Genomic DNA, 16,079 nt, shown 5'->3' on the forward strand with positions numbered 1-16,079 from the left:
AGTTCAAAATAGTTTTTGAATTTGTTAGTTAATATTTTTCATTACGTCTACCAAAACCTGAACACTTTCGATCGGTAAAGCATTGTACATACTTGCTCTGTACCCTCCAATACTTCTGTGACCATTTAATCCATTGATCCCGGCAGCTTTCCAGGCAGCATCAAATTCGTCTTTTTTACTGTCATCTAATAATTTGAAACAGGCATTCATTAAAGATCGATCCTCTTTCACACAAAAAGTTTCAAATAAAGGATTGCGATCGATCTCATCATATAATAATTTCGCTTTGGCCTCATTTCTATTTTCGGCAGCTTCAATTCCGCCATTATTTTCTAAATGCTGCAAGGTAAGAAGCGTTGCATAAACCGGGAAAACCGGCGGTGTATTGAACATAGAATCTTTTGCGATATGCAAAGAATAATCAAGGTAAGAAGGAATATCTCTTCCTGTTTTTCCTAAAACACTTTTCTTAACTACAACCATTGTAACTCCGGCTGGTCCCATATTTTTCTGAGCTCCAGCGTAAATAATATCAAATTTTGAGAAATCGATCACGCGGGAAAAAATATCCGAACTCATATCGCAAACCATCAAAGTATCGACTTCCGGGAAAGATCTCATCTGCGTTCCGTAAATGGTGTTGTTGGAAGTACAGTGAAAATAATCATATTCATTTCCAATTTTATAACCTTTTGGAATAAAGGAATAGTTTTCCTCTTTCGAAGAACCTACAACATCAACTGTTCCTAACTTTTTGGCTTCTTTAATTGCTCCTGCTGCCCAAGTTCCGGTATTCACATAAGCGGCTTTTCCATTTTCGCTTTTCATTAAATTAAAAGGCACCATTAAAAACTGTAAACTCGCACCACCACCAACATAGATCACCTCGTAATCATCGCCCAATTTCATCAATCTTTTTACTATCGCTCTGGCTTCATCCATCACGGGAACGAAATCTTTGCTTCGGTGAGAAATCTCGAGAAGAGAAAGACCAATCCCGTTGAAATCTAAGATTGCTGCGGCAGATTTTTCGAAAACCTCCTGCGGCAGAATACAGGGACCGGCGCTAAAGTTGTGTTTCTTGCTCATTTTTTAAGTTTTATAAATTCTTTTAATTAGATTTTCACTTGACATTAAATAGTAGAAGGTCTATAAAAAAAATGCCCACAATAAGTGAGCAGAATTTTTATTCTCCGTGTAAAAATGCTTTTTTCTGGAGCAAGCTCTCCTCAGATTCTACATGATCTTCGTCCGGGATACAGCAGTCTACCGGGCAAACTGCAGCACATTGCGGTTCTTCATGGAAACCCATACATTCCGTACATTTATCGGTTACGATGAAATAAACATCGTCGCTTACTGGTTCCTGGGGTGCATCTGCATCGATCATCAAACCCGATTTCATAACGACTTTTCCTTTCAGCGCAGTACCATCGGAAGCTTTCCAATCTACTGCACCTTCATAAATCGCATTATTCGGACATTCTGGTTCACAAGCACCACAATTTATACATTCGTCTGTTATTCTGATAGCCATTGCTACTTTATTTTTTAGATTTGTACAAAATTACTAAAATTCCGCCAAATTCCTATATAATGAACAGAGAAAAACAGATTTCAGGACTTAGTCAACTGAGTTTTTATATTAAGAGTTTCTTAGAAACGAAACCTGAAAATTTTAATGAAAATGATGGACAATTTGCTGCATTGTTACGAAAATCGGAAATTGAAAATTCCTGGTTTACGCAGGAGAGCCAAAGATTTGCCTTAAATCAATGGGCTGATTTGCTGACAGAGGAAAATTTAAAGGACTGGCTTTCAAATTATAAACCTTCAAATAGTCCGAAAAAAGTAGGATTGATTTTGGCTGGAAACATTCCGATGGTCGGCTTTCATGATATAATTTCTGTGATCTTAAGTCAAAATATTGCATTAATTAAATTATCTTCTAAAGATCGGACAATTTTGCCTTTTTTACTGAATAAATGGAAGGAGTTTTCTGAAGGAAATATTCAATATGAATTTGTAGAAAGATTGACCGATTTTGATGCAGTAATTGCAACAGGTAGCAATAATACCGCGAGATATCTGGAATATTATTTTAAAGATCATTTAAGTATCATCCGCAAAAATAGGACGTCGATCGCAGTTTTAAAAGGAGACGAAACAGAAGCTGAATTACAACTTTTAGCAGAAGATATTTTCCGCTATTATGGTTTAGGCTGCAGAAACGTAACGCGCCTTTTTATTCCGGAAGATTTTGTAATTGATGCTTTATTTGAGAATTTCTTAAATTTTAAAGAAGTGATTAATCATAATAAATACGCGAATAATTACGAATACAATCGCGCGATTTATCTACTGAATCAAGAGCGTTTTTGGGATAATAATTTTGTGATGTTGAAGGAAGATGAAGCATTATTTTCCCCACTTTCTGTTTTGAATTTTACGCGCTATAAAAACTTGGATGAAGTCAAAAATTTCATTCAGGAAAATGAAAAGGACATTCAGGCGATTGTGGCAAAACCGGAACTTGGCTTAGATTCTATTGGCTTAGGAGAAGCTCAAAATCCCGACCTTAATTGTTTTGCTGATAATGTAAATACTTTAGAATTTTTGAGTGTAATTTAAATTTTTTTCTATATTCGCTTATTAAATTTATAAAAATGAATTCATCTGTAATTATTTCCCACGCCGCCGAATCTGAAAGAGCAGAATTTTACAAAAAAACATACACCCATGTTGCAATGGCAATTTTGGCATTTATCGTTGTCGAAAGTCTTCTACTCAAAGTTGTACCGGAAGAATTAATTCTTAAAATGTTAGGAGGTCGATTTATTTGGCTCGGAATTTTAGGCTTATTCTGGCTCGGCTCTTATGTCTCCGAAAAATGGACGTTGTCACAGAGCAGATCGGTACAATATGCAGGTTTAGGATTTTATGTCTTGTTGGAAGCGGTTATCTTTTTACCGCTTATTTACATCGCAGCGAGTTATTCCGGTATTGAAATTATTCAACAGGCCGGAATGATCACGTTAGCGCTTTTTGCAGGATTAACTGCAGTTGTTTTCATGACGAATAAAGATTTTTCTTTTCTGCGAACAGCGATCGTAGTAGGTGGATTTATCGCTTTAGGATTGATTGTTGCGGGTGCTATTTTTGGTTTCAATTTAGGACTTTGGTTTTCGGTAGGAATGGTCATTTTAGCAAGTGCAAGTATTTTATATCAAACAAGTAAATTAAAAGATACGTATTCAACGGATCAATATGTTGGCGCATCGCTGCTTTTATTTTCTTCTGTAATGTTGCTGTTCTGGTATATTTTAAGAATTTTAATGTCGAGAAGAGGTTAGTCTTAAATTTTAATAGTTTCGAAATTTTTAGATATAAATATAAAACCCAAATGTTGAATTTGGGTTTTTGTGTCATAAAACATCTTTTTTGTGAAATATGATTACTCTCATATATCAATCACTTTCTAAAACCTCGAATTCTTGGGATTCAACATCGTTTGAAAAATCATTACATTTTCTCCAAATGCACCTTCAATTCTGTCTGTGATATTGATCAATTCAATTTCAATAAAATCCTGACGCTTTTCTTCATTATCGAAAACTAAAAGCAAATTGGTATTATTTCCTTCGCTGATCATTTCGCTTTCCACTTCAGAGAGAATGTATTTTTCGACATCAATTAAATTCTCTACCATTTGATGAAGATCTTTTTCAATGTAGTTTTCCCAATCTTTGGATATGTTTTCGGTCGTATGGAAAGTAAGGCTTAAAACGCTCATTATTTTTAACTTTTTTTATGATTTTGATACTGAATTGAGAGGCAAAAATCGGTAAATTTTTCGTAAATTAGCACGTTATTAAAATCAGAAATTCATGAACTTTCAAGACTATTTATAACTGCTTGATTTTCATTTTATTAAAAAAGATATATGCATACAGAAGGAGAAAGGTTAATTCCTATCAACATTGTTGATGAAATGAAATCCTCTTATATCGATTATTCGATGTCGGTAATTGTTTCCAGAGCGTTACCCGATGTAAGAGATGGCTTGAAGCCGGTCCACAGAAGAGTTCTTTACGGTATGTACGGACTCAACGTTTTTTCAAACAGAAAACATTTAAAGTCAGCCAGAATTGTTGGGGATGTTCTTGGTAAATATCACCCACACGGGGATTCCTCCGTTTATGATGCGATGGTGAGAATGGCGCAACCCTGGAGTTTGCGTTATCCATTAGTTGACGGGCAGGGTAACTTTGGTTCAATGGATGGTGATCCACCTGCAGCAATGCGTTACACCGAAGCAAGATTAAAAAAGATTTCAGATGAGATTTTAGCAGATCTAGATAAAGATACCGTTGAATTTCAGAACAACTTTGATGATTCTATGACAGAACCTAGCGTGATGCCAACGAAAATTCCAAACCTTTTGGTTAATGGAACTTCTGGGATTGCAGTAGGTATGGCGACAAATATGGCTCCTCATAATTTAACGGAAGTTATTGATGGAATTTGTGCCTATATCGATGATCGCGAAATAACGATCGATGAATTAATGAAACACATTATCGCGCCCGATTTCCCAACTGGTGGAATTATTTATGGATATGATGGTGTTCGCGATGCTTTACATACTGGACGTGGTCGAATCGTTTTGCGTGCAAAAGTAGGTTTTGAAGAAGTACACAACAGAAATGCAATTATCGTTACCGAGATTCCATATCAGGTAAATAAAGCGGAAATGATCGCGCGTACTGCAGAATTGGTTAAGGATGAAAAAATAACGGGGATTTATGAGATCCGCGATGAATCTGACAGACAGGGAATGCGGATTGTTTACGAACTAAAAAATGATGCGATACCAAATGTGGTTTTAAACATGCTTTATAAATATACAGCATTACAAACTTCATTCAGTGTTAATAATATTGCCTTGGTTAAAGGTCGTCCTGTTCAGTTAAATGTTAAGGATCTCATTCTTCATTTTGTTGAACACAGACATGAAGTAGTTGTTCGCAGAACAAAATATGACTTAAGAAAAGCAAGAGAAAGAGCGCATATCCTGGAAGGTTTCATGAAAGTGATCGGAACGCAGGATGCTTTGGATAAAGCGATCGCGATTATCCGTCACAGTTCAAATCCTGCGGAAGCTAAGGATGGTTTGATGAGTGAGTTTGAACTTTCAGACATTCAGGCACAAGCAGTTCTGGATCTTCGTTTGGCGAGATTGACGGGAATGGAACTCGACAAAATTCGTGCAGAATATGACGAGATCATGGCTTTGATCAATGATTTGGAAGACATTTTGGCAAATGAGCCTAGAAGATATCAGATCATCAAAGACGAACTTTTAGATATGAGAGAAAAGTACGGCGACGAAAGAAGAACGGAAATCGATTATTCCGGTGGCGAAATGTCCATCGAAGATCTAATTCCGGATGAAAAAGTTGTTTTGACGATTTCTCATGCAGGTTATATTAAAAGGACTTCTCTTTCAGAATATAAAGTTCAAAGTAGAGGTGGAGTTGGTAACCGCGCTGCAACAACAAGAGATGAAGATTTCTTAGAATATATTGTAGCAGCAACCAATCACCAATATATGCTCTTCTTTACCGAAAAAGGAAAATGTTTCTGGTTAAGAGTATTTGAAATTCCGGAAGGATCGAAAATATCCAAAGGTAGAGCCGTTCAAAATCTGATAAACATTGAACCTGATGATAAAATTAAAGCTTACATCAGAACCAATGATTTAAAGGATCAGGAATATATCAATCAGATGAATGTAGTGATGATCACGAAAAACGGAACCATCAAGAAAACATCTTTAGAAGCGTATTCAAGACCAAGAGTTAATGGAGTAAATGCCATTGAAATTAGAGATAATGACCAACTTTTGGGCGCAAGATTAACAGACGGAAATTCTGAGATCATGATCGCGACCAAAGACGGTAAATGTATCCGTTTCCCTGAAGAGAAAGCCAGAGCAGTGGGACGTGGTTCCATCGGAGTTCGTGGTATTACCTTGGCGGAAGGCGACGAAGTTATTGGTATGATAGTTGTGAACGATGTGCAGAATGAAACCGTTTTGGTAGTTTCTGAGCGTGGTTACGGTAAAAGAACAGCTGTTGAAGATTACAGAATTACCAACCGTGGTGGAAAAGGAGTTATCACTTTAAACATTACAGAAAAAACAGGAAATCTGATCGCAATTCAAATGGTAACCGATGATGATGGTTTAATGATCATTAATAAATCAGGTGTCGCCATCAGAATGGGAATGGATGAAATGCGCGTAATGGGTAGAAATACTCAAGGTGTGAAAGTAATTAATTTGAAGAAGAATGATGAGATCGCTGCCATCGCAAAAGTTGAAATGGATAAAGATGTAGAAGAGATCATCGAAGAAGATTCTGAAGCATTACCGGGAGAAGTAGACAGTAATCTTGTTGAATTTAGTGATTCTGAACAAACGGGCGATAATGCGATCAGCAACATTGGCGATGAAAAGGAATTGAAAAAGATAGAAGAGGAAGAGGAAAAAGAAAAAGGGGAAGAAGGTAAATCTGATTCCGAAGATTAAATAGCAATCAATTTTTTAATATTAAATATAATGAAAAAAATATTTTTAAGCATCGCTTTAGTTTCTATGACTTTTGCATTTGCACAAAAAAAAGAAATCGCAGCAGCGGTCAAGGCCATTGATGCAGGAGATACTGCGACGGCAACTGCACAAATATCAGCTGCAGAAGCTTCAATGGGAGGAAAAACAACTTCGTTGGAACCTTCTGTTTTAGAGCAATATTATTATGCAAAAGGACTTTCTCTTTTGAAAGGTGGTAAAAATGCAGAAGGTGCATCTTACCTGGCGAAATTGAGCGAACTGGGGAAATCTAAAATTTACTCCGGAAAAGACAGCTCTAAAAACAAAGTTTATTTCGTAGGAAAAGAAGAAGCTGACAAATCTGGAATTCAAGGTTTAAAAGAAGAATCTTACACCGTAACTTTAGCAGGTAAATTAGCTGGGACAATTAATCCTTTGATCGAAACTGCCAACAAATCTGCAATGGAGTCCTACAACGCGAAAAATTATTCGGTTGCAGCTCCTAAATTTAAAGAAGTATATGATCTGTTAAGAGCAGGAGGTGAAGATAACAAACAGTTTCTTTATTACTCTGGTTTAAATTACGCACTTGCTGGTAACAAAGAAGATGCGATCAAAGTTTACAACGATTTGATCAATTCAGGTTATACAGGAGTTCGTACCACTTATAACGCAACAAGTAAAAAAACTGGAGAAGTAGAACCATTAGACAAAACTTCTTGGGATCTTTATAAAAAAATGGGTGCAACTTCTGAGTTCACTGATTTTAAAGTAGAAACTTCCAAAAGTATAGAAAACGAGATCTACGAAACCAACGCAGCGTTATTGATCGAAGCTGGAAAAAACGACGAAGCTTTAGCTTTAATCAAAAAAGGTCTTGAAAAATTTCCTACCAGTGCAAAATTGACAGAATTGCAGGGAACGGCTTATTTTAAATCCGGCAAAATGGATGAGTTTATTGGAAACCTTAAAACTCAAACTAAAAAAAATCCAAACGATGCCAATGCCTGGTATAATTTAGGTGTTTTGGAAAGTAAAAATCCGGCAACCGAGGCAGACGCCATCGCTTCTTACAAAAAAGCGGTAGAGATCAAACCTGACATGGTTCAAGCTTGGCAAAATCTTACCTACATTACAATGGGTGATGATGCAAAAACAATCGATGATTATAATGCAGCCAAAAAAGCAGGAAAAGCTGATGTAGCAAATAAAATTATCGAAGGAAGAAGAGCTAGATTAGCTGCAACTTTACCTTACGCCGAAAAATGGTATCAAAACGATGCGAATAATATCGACGTTGTGAAATTGCTCAAAGGTCTATACCTGTCTGCTAAAAACGACGCAAAGTTTCAGGAATTCAAAAAGAAAGAAGCAGAAATGGCTGCATCTCAGAAATAAGATCTACCATAAATAGATTAAAACAAAGTATATCGAATTCATTTTCGATATACTTTTTTTTGAATTAAAGTGTTGTCAAATTGTTTATATTCAGCTGACTTTACTCATTATTAGATACAATTTTTCTGAAATTTAACTTGCTGCCAAATTAAAAATTTGAAAAGGAGCGGCCTCTTTTCGTCAGGGACAAAAAAAATACACCAACGACGATTGGTGTATTTCTTATTAGTTTTAGTTTGATTAATCTGAAAATCTAGATTTCAAAACGATCTGATTTTAAAATAAATTGTAACTCAATATTAAAGAAAATGTGGTGTAATCTGATGCCCAAAAATCAGTTTCACTGGTAATATTCCTTTTAAAATTATACCGGGCTTCTACAGCGTATTTTCTATTATAATTATAACCCGCACCCACAGCTACGTTCGGGCTCGATTTTAGTTTTAAACTGCTAAACGGCGAATCGTCATTTCGAGAAAAATCAATGGTTGAATTAAGGTTCAAATCGAAAACAGCCTGTACATTAACGAACAGTATAGAGTGATCATCAAGGAACATATAATGTCTCACTCCAATTGGGAGTTCTACCGATTTATAGTCAACTTTCGTCTTAAGTCTTCCGCCAATCAAAAAGCCCGCATCCGTTTCCTGCTCTGATTTGTACGATTGATAAGTTGGTTCAAAAATAATCGACCATTTATTTTTATTAAAAGGAAATACGAACTCAGCTTCGAGTCCAATCCCGGCGGTCACTGCGCTTTTTACTTCGAAACTTGTCTGCAGAAATGGATTGGCTAATTTTAATGAAGAAAAGTTAACCCTCGGACGAATGTTTATATTGATGTTTCCTTTTTTCGTTTTCGTAACTACCTGTGAATTCTCTGGATTGCTGCACTGATTAAATTTATAGAAAAGTGCAGATAAACTTTTTGCATTATAATCAGTCCTTTCAATCTCGCTTTTGGTGATCGAAGAGCAAACCAAATCATCTTTCAGTTGTTCTTTATAGTTCGTATTATAAGAAATGGCTTCAACTTCCTTTTCACCTTGTCGGCTTATATAAAGTTTGTATTCTAACTGTTTGATCGGTTGATTATTCTTTGTATAAAAAAAACGGATTAAATTGATATCGTTATACTGATAAAGTATTGCGTCTCCGGCTACGATCTCTTTTAAGAAAAGTTGTTCCTCTTTGAATGAAAAGTTAGGATCGGTAGTAAGTTGCCTGATCTCTTTTCCGGACCGGTCGATTTTTACGTCTTCTCGCACGTATTTCACATGATCGGGAATTTCAAAAAGCTTAACCTCTTTGATAGTAGCTATTTTAATGTCAGCATTTTCAGCAGTTTTATATTCGAAGGTGGTTGGATTATTTTTCCAGTCCACATTTTTAATAAAACATTCTACACGATTATCAGCATTATTAATAAAATAAGCTTTCTCAAAATTGATCTGGGCAAAAGTCAGATAAGATGAAAAAATTGCAAAAATTAGGAGAGTTTTTTTCATAAAGATTTATTTATTTATATTTTCTAAATATACATTTAATTTTGAATTTCCCAAACAAAAAGTGCTAATGCTAGAGGAAAAATTGATAAAAGAGGTTCCTTTAAATTTTATAATAATGATTGTTAATCTTCTCCGCTTTAATTGGAAAATTTTTCATTCCCGACCGGTATTTTATTTTTAGTAAAACTTTAAGACCCATCTTTTTCTAAACCCTTAAATTCTTCGTAAATTGACGTCAAATTTAGAACTTATGACCTCATCAGAAAAAATAGTGGCGCTGCGCCAGAAAATGTCAGAAAATAATATCGATGCTTTTATTATTTATTCTGCAGATCCTCACATGAGCGAATATTTACCCGCAGAATGGCAGGAAAGAACCTGGCTTTCGGGTTTTTCAGGCTCAGCTGGATTCGTGGTGATCACCAAAAATAAGGGCGGACTATGGACCGACGGAAGATATTTTGTTCAGGCGCCAATAGAATTAAATGGTTCCGGAATCGATCTTTTCAAAGACGGAATGGACGGAACGCCGAATTATGTGGACTGGATCAATTCTGAAATCCCACAAAATGGTACTGTTGCCGTGAACGGCATCGCAACTTCCCATGCAAACTGGGAAATGTTAAATGAAAAACTTTCTGCAAAAGGAAACAAACTGGTCGATCTGCCTTTATTAAAAGAGATCTGGACCGACAGAAATTCAAACGCGCAAAAAAATCCTGTTTTCGTTCATCCTGTAGAAAGAGCCGGGAAATCCGTCACCGATAAATTGGTCGACATCCGTAATAAAATGGAAGAGATCGGCGCATCCGTTCATATCATTTCCAGTTTAGACGATGTTGCCTGGACTTTGAATTTAAGAGGAAGCGACGTTCAGTCAAATCCCGTATTTTTAGGATATATTATTTTAACCAAAAATGAAGCAAAACTCTACGTTGACTTAGATAAATTAGAAGTTGATGCCAGAAAACAAATGGACGAGGCTTGTGTGAAAATGCTTCCTTACGACAAATTCTATAACGATTTATTAGAAATCAAGGGCGAAAAAATCCTGATTTCACCGAATAGCAACCAGTCAATTTTTGAAGCTTTAAAAGACAATAATACTTTCATTAAAGCCGCTGTTCCCGGAAATTTAATGAAAGCCATTAAAAATAAAACAGAGATCGAAGGTTTCAGAACCGTGATGCAGCGAGATGGAGTAGCCATGGTTAAATTCCTTTACTGGCTCACTCATCAAGCCGGAAAAGAACCAATGACTGAGTTTTCTATCGGTGAAAAATTAAGAGGTTTTCGGGCAGAAGGTAAAAACTTTGTTGGTGAAAGCTTTGGCAGCATCGTTGGGTACAAAGAAAACGGCGCCATCATGCATTATTCTGCAAAAGAAGACGACTGCAAAGACGTCACCAATGCGGAAACCATTCTCGTAGATTCCGGCGGTCAATATTTAGAAGGGACAACGGATATTACACGAACTTTTGCGCTTGGTACTGCCTCTGAAGAATTCAAACACAACTGTACATTGGCTTTCAAAGGGATGATTCAACTTTCGATGGTGAAATTTCCAAAGGGAACTCGTGGCGTTCAACTCGATGCTTTTGCAAGAATGGCACTCTGGATGGAAGGAAAAGATTATAACCACGGAACTGGTCACGGTGTCGGAAGTTTTATGAACGTGCATGAAGGTCCGCAAAACATTAGAAAAGACATGAACATGCAGGAACTTATTCCCGGAATGGTTCTGTCAAACGAGCCTGGTTTTTATTACGAAAACCATTACGGAATTCGTCACGAAAACTTGTTCGCAGTGCGCGAATTAGAAACAACAGATTTCGGAACCTTTTATGATTTTGAAACTTTAACAGTTTGTCCGTTCGACCGAAACGTTCTCGCAACCGAATTACTTACAGAGCCCGAAAAAAACTGGCTCAATAAATACCATAACTGGTGCAAAGAAAAATTAGAAAATGATTTGGAAGGCGACGTGAAAGTTTGGTTTTTAGACCTGGTAAAACCGATTTAAAACAATAAAAAGTGCAACCGATTACAGTTGCACTTTTTTTATGTGAAGATCCGAGGCTTATTTTGTCGGAACCGTTTTTACATTTTTATCCATTTCACCAGAATTTTTGGTTTTAATGGTCGTAGTGTGATTTTCCGTATTTACTTTCTTTACGTACTTTTTACCCCTTCTCGTTTTTTTCTTGATCTTGTACCCGTTGTGTTTCTTGTGTTTCGGATTCACCACATTGTTGATCGTTTGCGGCACCGTAGCTGTTTTTTGTACTTCATCTTTCTGTTTCGGTTTAGCTTCCTGCGCTTGCGTGAAAACCAGACCTACTAAAAATGCTGATAAAACAATTAATTTTTTCATAAGGCTTTTTTTGTTTAGTTTCATGATTTGTTCAATTATAATGCCACTTCATTATTAAAATTTTGTTAATTCCATTATTTAGTTTAAAAATCAATAAAGATCAGCATCAAACATTTAAGAAATGTCAATATAGAAACGAAAAGTTTAAAAAAATGTAAAGTTTTGAGGAGCAACAAATTTTTAGATTTCAAGAAGATCTCACCCGCTTTCCACTATATCTTTTCCTTTCCGGCGCTTGCCGAAAATAAAAAGGATGCCGTTTCAATCGCGGCTAAAAGTCAGGGAAATTTCTCTTCCGAAGATTTTAACTAAAAGAATATACCGAAAAAACTGCTCATTTAAAAAAGTACAACTTCGGTATTTTGGCGCCTCTAATTCGCGTTCGTACAAACAAAAAGAATTTCCATTGCTGTCCCGCACGCAAAGAGATCACCTCAATATTTTAGGAATAGGATCATTGTTATTACCTTTTTAAATGTTCCACTGAAAAACCTTCATGTGTTAACACGAGCGTTTCCGTGGCAAGCTCAGAATCATTACTGATCAGCACTGGACCAATATATTGCGAAGGAAAACAGTTTTTAACTCTCCACGAAATGACAGGTTCATGTTGTTCATTGAGTAGAGAAATAGTGATATCTCTTCTCTCAATGTTTCCAAAACTTCGGGTTTTGATCCAATCATAAAATTCATTATCCCCAACTTGTACTGCTCTTTTCAAAATAATATCGTTATATCTCGTTAATCCGGGAATTTTCGTTTCAATCTCTTCTGGAGAACTTCCGCCTCGCATGGGTACGACATCCACGAAAATGTCTAAACCTGAAATTTCGAGAAAATCGATTCTGGATCCGCCCCATTCTGCTAAGAAATGATACTGACTGATAACTGGTTGTGTCATGGTATTTTGTTTTTATTAAAGCTAAAGGTACTCGTTTTCTGTGAGTTAACCTTTGAATTAAAAACGCATGAATAGATAGAGGCAGGAATTTCTTTAAATTTAAATATATTTGAAATTACTCAGTCCGCAAAGGCCTGTCCGTAGAATAGTAGAAAAGTATCAGAAGCGCTTTGGTAGGTTAAACATTCCCAGTTACTGTAGACTTGACTGGTCGGGATTGCGATAAGGTTCACTTTTTTTGCGATGTTCATTCCTTTTGAAAAACAGCCATGATCAGGTGCGAAATTTTCATCTGCTTTCAAACCGTTTAAAATAATCGGTCCTGCTAAAAGAAACTGACCCACATTTTTTTCTAAAAATTCTTTCTGCTCAATGATTTCTTCACCCATTTGATAATCCAGCGTTCCAAAAGTACTGTAGTTACAGCCTGCATCTTCCAAACCATTTTCAACTTTCACCGTTCGGTAGAGTTCGCGATAAAGATCTTTACTCGTTTGATAGATCAGAAATTTAATGATGGATTGCTTCTTATCGAAGACGATAAAAACATGATCATTTTCTGCTGCCGAAGTCAGAGCGCCTTTCGCAAAAGATAAAAGTTCATATTGTGGATTTTTTGAAAAAAAACGGTGATGTTGGGTAGAAAGTTCCTTCATCAAAGGACCGCTGATCGCTTTAAAAATTCCACGGTCTGAAAGAGAAGCGAGTGCTGTTTTATGATTTTCGAGCCTTTCTTTTAAATCAGTTCGATCATAAGTGGATTTCTCAAATTTGTGAAATATTTCGGCTTCTTTAACAGCAGTTTTTTCACGAATCGCAGGTTTTGAAATATTTTCCTTAATGGCACTTTTTTCTGTAACCTGATCTGTACAACCAACAATAGAAAGCAAGATCAAATTAATTAGCACTATTTTTTTCATAAATCGTTTGCTTTTTTAAAGTAAATTTTCTTTACAGCGAAATGTCTCAGAAGATTTAAACTGAATTTAATTTTTAGCACAATAACCACCATAAAGTGTAGTATTCTAACTTTCCATCTTTAAAATAAAATAAAAATGCCTCATCTAATTTTTCAGCAACATTTAATCTAAAACGCACCTTATTTTTTTCATCGGTTTCTTCCATTTCTATTTTAGGAAATAATTTTTTGAATTCAGAAATGGTGGTGTTTTCATCCAGTTTGATCTGATTAGAAATAATTTGAAACGTATTTCCTTTCGCTTTTCCAGAGTCGAAAATCACCAGATGATTATTGCTGTCGAAATCTATACCTCTACTGCTGAATCTGGTGATTTTCCCATCGAATCTGGCGAAAGTTCCGACATTTTCGTCCTTTTCACCGTAGGTTTTAATCATCCATTTTTCATCTAACCATTCTAAAGGATGACCACATTCACGTAATGTAGTTCGCACAGAATCAAATTTTGGATAAAGATTCGTGAATTCCTGTTGAGCTAATATGATTTTGTGATCATTCACCAACACATTCTCAATTGCTAAAAATTTCGATTGATAAACTATTATTTTTTCTGGGACGACTATTTCTTTAACTTTAGAAGCACGTTCGGTTGTTTTTTCAGAAGACATCGTATTTTTCGTTTCCAAAATCGGGTTGTCTTTTTGACAACTCATCATTGATAGAAAGACGCTGAAATAGAATAATTTTTTAAGCATAACCTTTTTAATATTTAAAGCTAAAATTAAAATGATTTATAAATGATCAACAACTAAAAATTCTGGTGAGCAATTCCTGACTTTATAGAGATCTGGTTTTTGTAAAGTTTAAATCGGATCATCATTTTAATTTTTCTTCCAGTTCAGTTCATGCAGTTTTTTGATTTCTTCCAATAAATCATCCTCCGCCGGACCGCGGACTTCTACGTTTTTAATGATATCTTCCACCGGTAAAAAGTTAATTGGAGCGGCTGCAAGATTAAATTTCTTTTGCCATTCCCCCAGTTGTTTCGCAGAACTCAAATAAACCAAAGTTCCAATTCCAACCCAACCATGTGCTGCCGAACACATCGGACAGTGTTCACCCGTCGTGTACATTGTTGTTTTTGCTCTTTCTTCTTCAGACAAATTTTCTGCTGCCCAATACGCAAGATCAATTTCGGGATGCGCCAGAATCGTTTTTTCATTCACACGGTTTCGAGCTTCCGCGATAATTTTCTCATCTTCATTGACCAAAACAGAACCGAAAGCTTCATCTCCTGCTTCCACTGCTTCTCTTGCCAGTTCCAAACATCTTCTCAGATATTTTTCGTCGGTTGATTTAATAGTATTTTTCATTTTTATGATTTAAGAGTTTATCGACATCCTTTGAAATTGATCTGACTAAGAATAAAGATCAGCAGCAACGCGATAAGTGTTCGTATGTGCATTAATAATTGTTTTGATTTCCGGAGAATAACCACCGCCCATGCTGCACTGCACTGGGATTTCAAATTTTTTGCAGTTCGAAAAAACAATTTCATCGCGTCTTTTACAACCTTCCAAAGAGACATTTAGATTTCCCAGTTTATCAGTCTGCAAAATATCGACACCACTCAGGTAAAAGATAAAATCAGGTTTTTCCTGGTTGATTAATTTCGGCACAATTTCACTAATGATGCGTAAATATTCCTCATCTCCAGTTCCCGTAAGCAATGGAATATCCAGATCAGAAGTTTCCTTTTTAAATGGATAATTCGTTTTTCCATGAACAGAAAAAGTAAAAACCCGGGGATTATTTTGGAAGATCTCTGCGGTTCCATTTCCCTGATGAACATCGAGATCAATGATCAAAATTTTAGAAGCCAGTTTATTTTCCAATAAATAATTTGCGCCAATTGCCTGATCGTTCAACATGCAAAAACCTTCGCCACGATCCGTAAAAGCATGATGAGTTCCACCAGCAATATTAAATGCGACGCCGTTTTGCAAAGCTTTTTCACAACCTTTAATCGTGCCTTGTGCGATCCTCAATTCCCTTTCAATAAGTTCTGCCGATAATGGAAACCCGATCTTACGTACAGCTTTTGGATTCAGGGACAAATTTAATAATTGGTTGACATATTCTTTTTCGTGAACTGCGTAAATGTATTTCAGATCAGCAGGTTCTGGAGAGAAAAAATCACTTTCCTCTGCAATTCCTTCCAGCAGTAATTGTTGTGGAAGTAATTCATATTTCAACATCGGAAATTTATGACCTTCCGGCAAAGGATGTTTGTAAATGGGATGAAAAGCGATCGGCAGCATTAATTTGAACGTGTTAGTTTATTTAAATTTGGTACGTGCTATCA

15 protein-coding genes are annotated in these 16,079 nt (G+C 36.1%); 5 read left to right on the plus strand and 10 right to left on the minus strand.

The genetic code is table 11. From position 1 onward, the window contains the following. Positions 1 to 24: 24 nt before the first annotated feature. Positions 25 to 1,089 (minus strand): 3-phosphoserine/phosphohydroxythreonine transaminase, encoded by a 1,065-nt coding sequence (serC, locus tag IV494_RS02920; protein ID WP_196078666.1) that lies wholly within the window; start codon positions 1,087 to 1,089, stop codon positions 25 to 27. A 97-nt stretch (positions 1,090 to 1,186) separates the two neighbouring features. Beyond that, the gene (locus tag IV494_RS02925) at positions 1,187 to 1,537 is read right to left on the minus strand and encodes a 4Fe-4S dicluster domain-containing protein (RefSeq protein ID WP_039347551.1); all 351 of its coding nucleotides are present in this window, start codon (positions 1,535 to 1,537) and stop codon (positions 1,187 to 1,189) included. 59 nt (positions 1,538 to 1,596) lie between these two features. Here IV494_RS02925 and IV494_RS02930 point away from each other — a divergent pair, with 59 nt between their 5' ends. Further along, a complete protein-coding gene (locus IV494_RS02930; RefSeq protein ID WP_196078667.1) occupies positions 1,597 to 2,631 on the plus strand; it encodes an acyl-CoA reductase in 1,035 nt (344 codons plus the stop codon). Positions 2,632 to 2,666: 35 nt separating this feature from the next. Beyond that, the gene (locus IV494_RS02935; RefSeq protein WP_196078668.1) at positions 2,667 to 3,353 is read left to right on the plus strand and encodes a Bax inhibitor-1/YccA family protein; all 687 of its coding nucleotides are present in this window, start codon (positions 2,667 to 2,669) and stop codon (positions 3,351 to 3,353) included. Between the two features lie 125 nt (positions 3,354 to 3,478). Here the strand turns inward: IV494_RS02935 and IV494_RS02940 are convergent, their stop codons facing one another. Beyond that, on the minus strand, positions 3,479 to 3,793 hold the full coding sequence (locus IV494_RS02940) for a DUF4286 family protein (RefSeq protein WP_196078669.1): 315 nt from the start codon (positions 3,791 to 3,793) through the stop codon (positions 3,479 to 3,481). 150 nt (positions 3,794 to 3,943) lie between these two features. On the opposite strand from IV494_RS02940, the gene gyrA reads away from it, so the two are divergent. Together gyrA and IV494_RS02950 are read left to right on the plus strand one after the other, a co-directional pair. Continuing rightward, positions 3,944 to 6,592 carry a DNA gyrase subunit A gene (gene gyrA / locus IV494_RS02945; protein ID WP_196078670.1) on the plus strand — a complete coding sequence of 883 codons (2,649 nt, stop codon included), beginning with the start codon at positions 3,944 to 3,946 and terminating at the stop codon, positions 6,590 to 6,592. A 30-nt stretch (positions 6,593 to 6,622) separates the two neighbouring features. After that, positions 6,623 to 8,011 carry a tetratricopeptide repeat protein gene (locus tag IV494_RS02950; RefSeq protein WP_196078671.1) on the plus strand — a complete coding sequence of 463 codons (1,389 nt, stop codon included), beginning with the start codon at positions 6,623 to 6,625 and terminating at the stop codon, positions 8,009 to 8,011. 276 nt (positions 8,012 to 8,287) lie between these two features. On the opposite strand, the gene IV494_RS02955 is transcribed toward IV494_RS02950, so the two are convergent. Then, entirely contained in the window at positions 8,288 to 9,520 is a 1,233-nt protein-coding gene (locus tag IV494_RS02955) for a porin family protein (RefSeq protein ID WP_196078672.1), read from the minus strand. 250 nt (positions 9,521 to 9,770) lie between these two features. On the opposite strand from IV494_RS02955, the gene IV494_RS02960 reads away from it, so the two are divergent. Continuing rightward, the gene (locus IV494_RS02960; protein ID WP_196078673.1) at positions 9,771 to 11,543 is read left to right on the plus strand and encodes an aminopeptidase P family protein; all 1,773 of its coding nucleotides are present in this window, start codon (positions 9,771 to 9,773) and stop codon (positions 11,541 to 11,543) included. A gap of 57 nt (positions 11,544 to 11,600) precedes the next feature. Here the strand turns inward: IV494_RS02960 and IV494_RS02965 are convergent, their stop codons facing one another. The 6 genes from IV494_RS02965 to IV494_RS02990 all read right to left on the minus strand — a co-directional run bounded on the left by IV494_RS02965 (position 11,601) and on the right by IV494_RS02990 (position 16,035). After that, positions 11,601 to 11,894 (minus strand): hypothetical protein, encoded by a 294-nt coding sequence (locus tag IV494_RS02965; RefSeq protein ID WP_039347526.1) that lies wholly within the window; start codon positions 11,892 to 11,894, stop codon positions 11,601 to 11,603. Between the two features lie 463 nt (positions 11,895 to 12,357). Further along, positions 12,358 to 12,795, minus strand: coding sequence for a phage tail protein (locus tag IV494_RS02970; protein ID WP_196078674.1), 438 nt, complete (start codon positions 12,793 to 12,795; stop codon positions 12,358 to 12,360). A gap of 119 nt (positions 12,796 to 12,914) precedes the next feature. Next, positions 12,915 to 13,715: a hypothetical protein gene (locus IV494_RS02975; protein ID WP_196078675.1), complete on the minus strand. Its 801-nt coding sequence runs from the start codon at positions 13,713 to 13,715 to the stop codon at positions 12,915 to 12,917. A gap of 73 nt (positions 13,716 to 13,788) precedes the next feature. Beyond that, entirely contained in the window at positions 13,789 to 14,469 is a 681-nt protein-coding gene (locus IV494_RS02980) for a hypothetical protein (protein ID WP_196078676.1), read from the minus strand. Between the two features lie 126 nt (positions 14,470 to 14,595). Further along, positions 14,596 to 15,087: a nucleoside deaminase gene (locus tag IV494_RS02985; protein WP_196078677.1), complete on the minus strand. Its 492-nt coding sequence runs from the start codon at positions 15,085 to 15,087 to the stop codon at positions 14,596 to 14,598. 45 nt (positions 15,088 to 15,132) lie between these two features. Beyond that, a complete protein-coding gene (locus tag IV494_RS02990; protein ID WP_196078678.1) occupies positions 15,133 to 16,035 on the minus strand; it encodes a histone deacetylase family protein in 903 nt (300 codons plus the stop codon). Positions 16,036 to 16,079 lie beyond the last annotated feature (44 nt).

The sequence above is a fragment of the Kaistella gelatinilytica genome (assembly GCF_015679325.1).
Lineage (GTDB): Bacteria > Bacteroidota > Bacteroidia > Flavobacteriales > Weeksellaceae > Kaistella > Kaistella gelatinilytica.

What these genes read in the sequence shown, in the direction of transcription:
- serC (WP_196078666.1), bottom strand. Translation starts at nt 1,089, where the DNA reads ATGAGCAAGAAACACAACTTTAGCGCCGGTCCCTGTATTCTGCCGCAG.
- IV494_RS02925 (WP_039347551.1), bottom strand. Translation starts at nt 1,537, where the DNA reads ATGGCTATCAGAATAACAGACGAATGTATAAATTGTGGTGCTTGTGAA.
- IV494_RS02930 (WP_196078667.1), top strand. Translation starts at nt 1,597, where the DNA reads ATGAACAGAGAAAAACAGATTTCAGGACTTAGTCAACTGAGTTTTTAT.
- IV494_RS02935 (WP_196078668.1), top strand. Translation starts at nt 2,667, where the DNA reads ATGAATTCATCTGTAATTATTTCCCACGCCGCCGAATCTGAAAGAGCA.
- IV494_RS02940 (WP_196078669.1), bottom strand. Translation starts at nt 3,793, where the DNA reads ATGAGCGTTTTAAGCCTTACTTTCCATACGACCGAAAACATATCCAAA.
- gyrA (WP_196078670.1), top strand. Translation starts at nt 3,944, where the DNA reads ATGCATACAGAAGGAGAAAGGTTAATTCCTATCAACATTGTTGATGAA.
- IV494_RS02950 (WP_196078671.1), top strand. Translation starts at nt 6,623, where the DNA reads ATGAAAAAAATATTTTTAAGCATCGCTTTAGTTTCTATGACTTTTGCA.
- IV494_RS02955 (WP_196078672.1), bottom strand. Translation starts at nt 9,520, where the DNA reads ATGAAAAAAACTCTCCTAATTTTTGCAATTTTTTCATCTTATCTGACT.
- IV494_RS02960 (WP_196078673.1), top strand. Translation starts at nt 9,771, where the DNA reads ATGACCTCATCAGAAAAAATAGTGGCGCTGCGCCAGAAAATGTCAGAA.
- IV494_RS02965 (WP_039347526.1), bottom strand. Translation starts at nt 11,894, where the DNA reads ATGAAAAAATTAATTGTTTTATCAGCATTTTTAGTAGGTCTGGTTTTC.
- IV494_RS02970 (WP_196078674.1), bottom strand. Translation starts at nt 12,795, where the DNA reads ATGACACAACCAGTTATCAGTCAGTATCATTTCTTAGCAGAATGGGGC.
- IV494_RS02975 (WP_196078675.1), bottom strand. Translation starts at nt 13,715, where the DNA reads ATGAAAAAAATAGTGCTAATTAATTTGATCTTGCTTTCTATTGTTGGT.
- IV494_RS02980 (WP_196078676.1), bottom strand. Translation starts at nt 14,469, where the DNA reads ATGCTTAAAAAATTATTCTATTTCAGCGTCTTTCTATCAATGATGAGT.
- IV494_RS02985 (WP_196078677.1), bottom strand. Translation starts at nt 15,087, where the DNA reads ATGAAAAATACTATTAAATCAACCGACGAAAAATATCTGAGAAGATGT.
- IV494_RS02990 (WP_196078678.1), bottom strand. Translation starts at nt 16,035, where the DNA reads ATGCTGCCGATCGCTTTTCATCCCATTTACAAACATCCTTTGCCGGAA.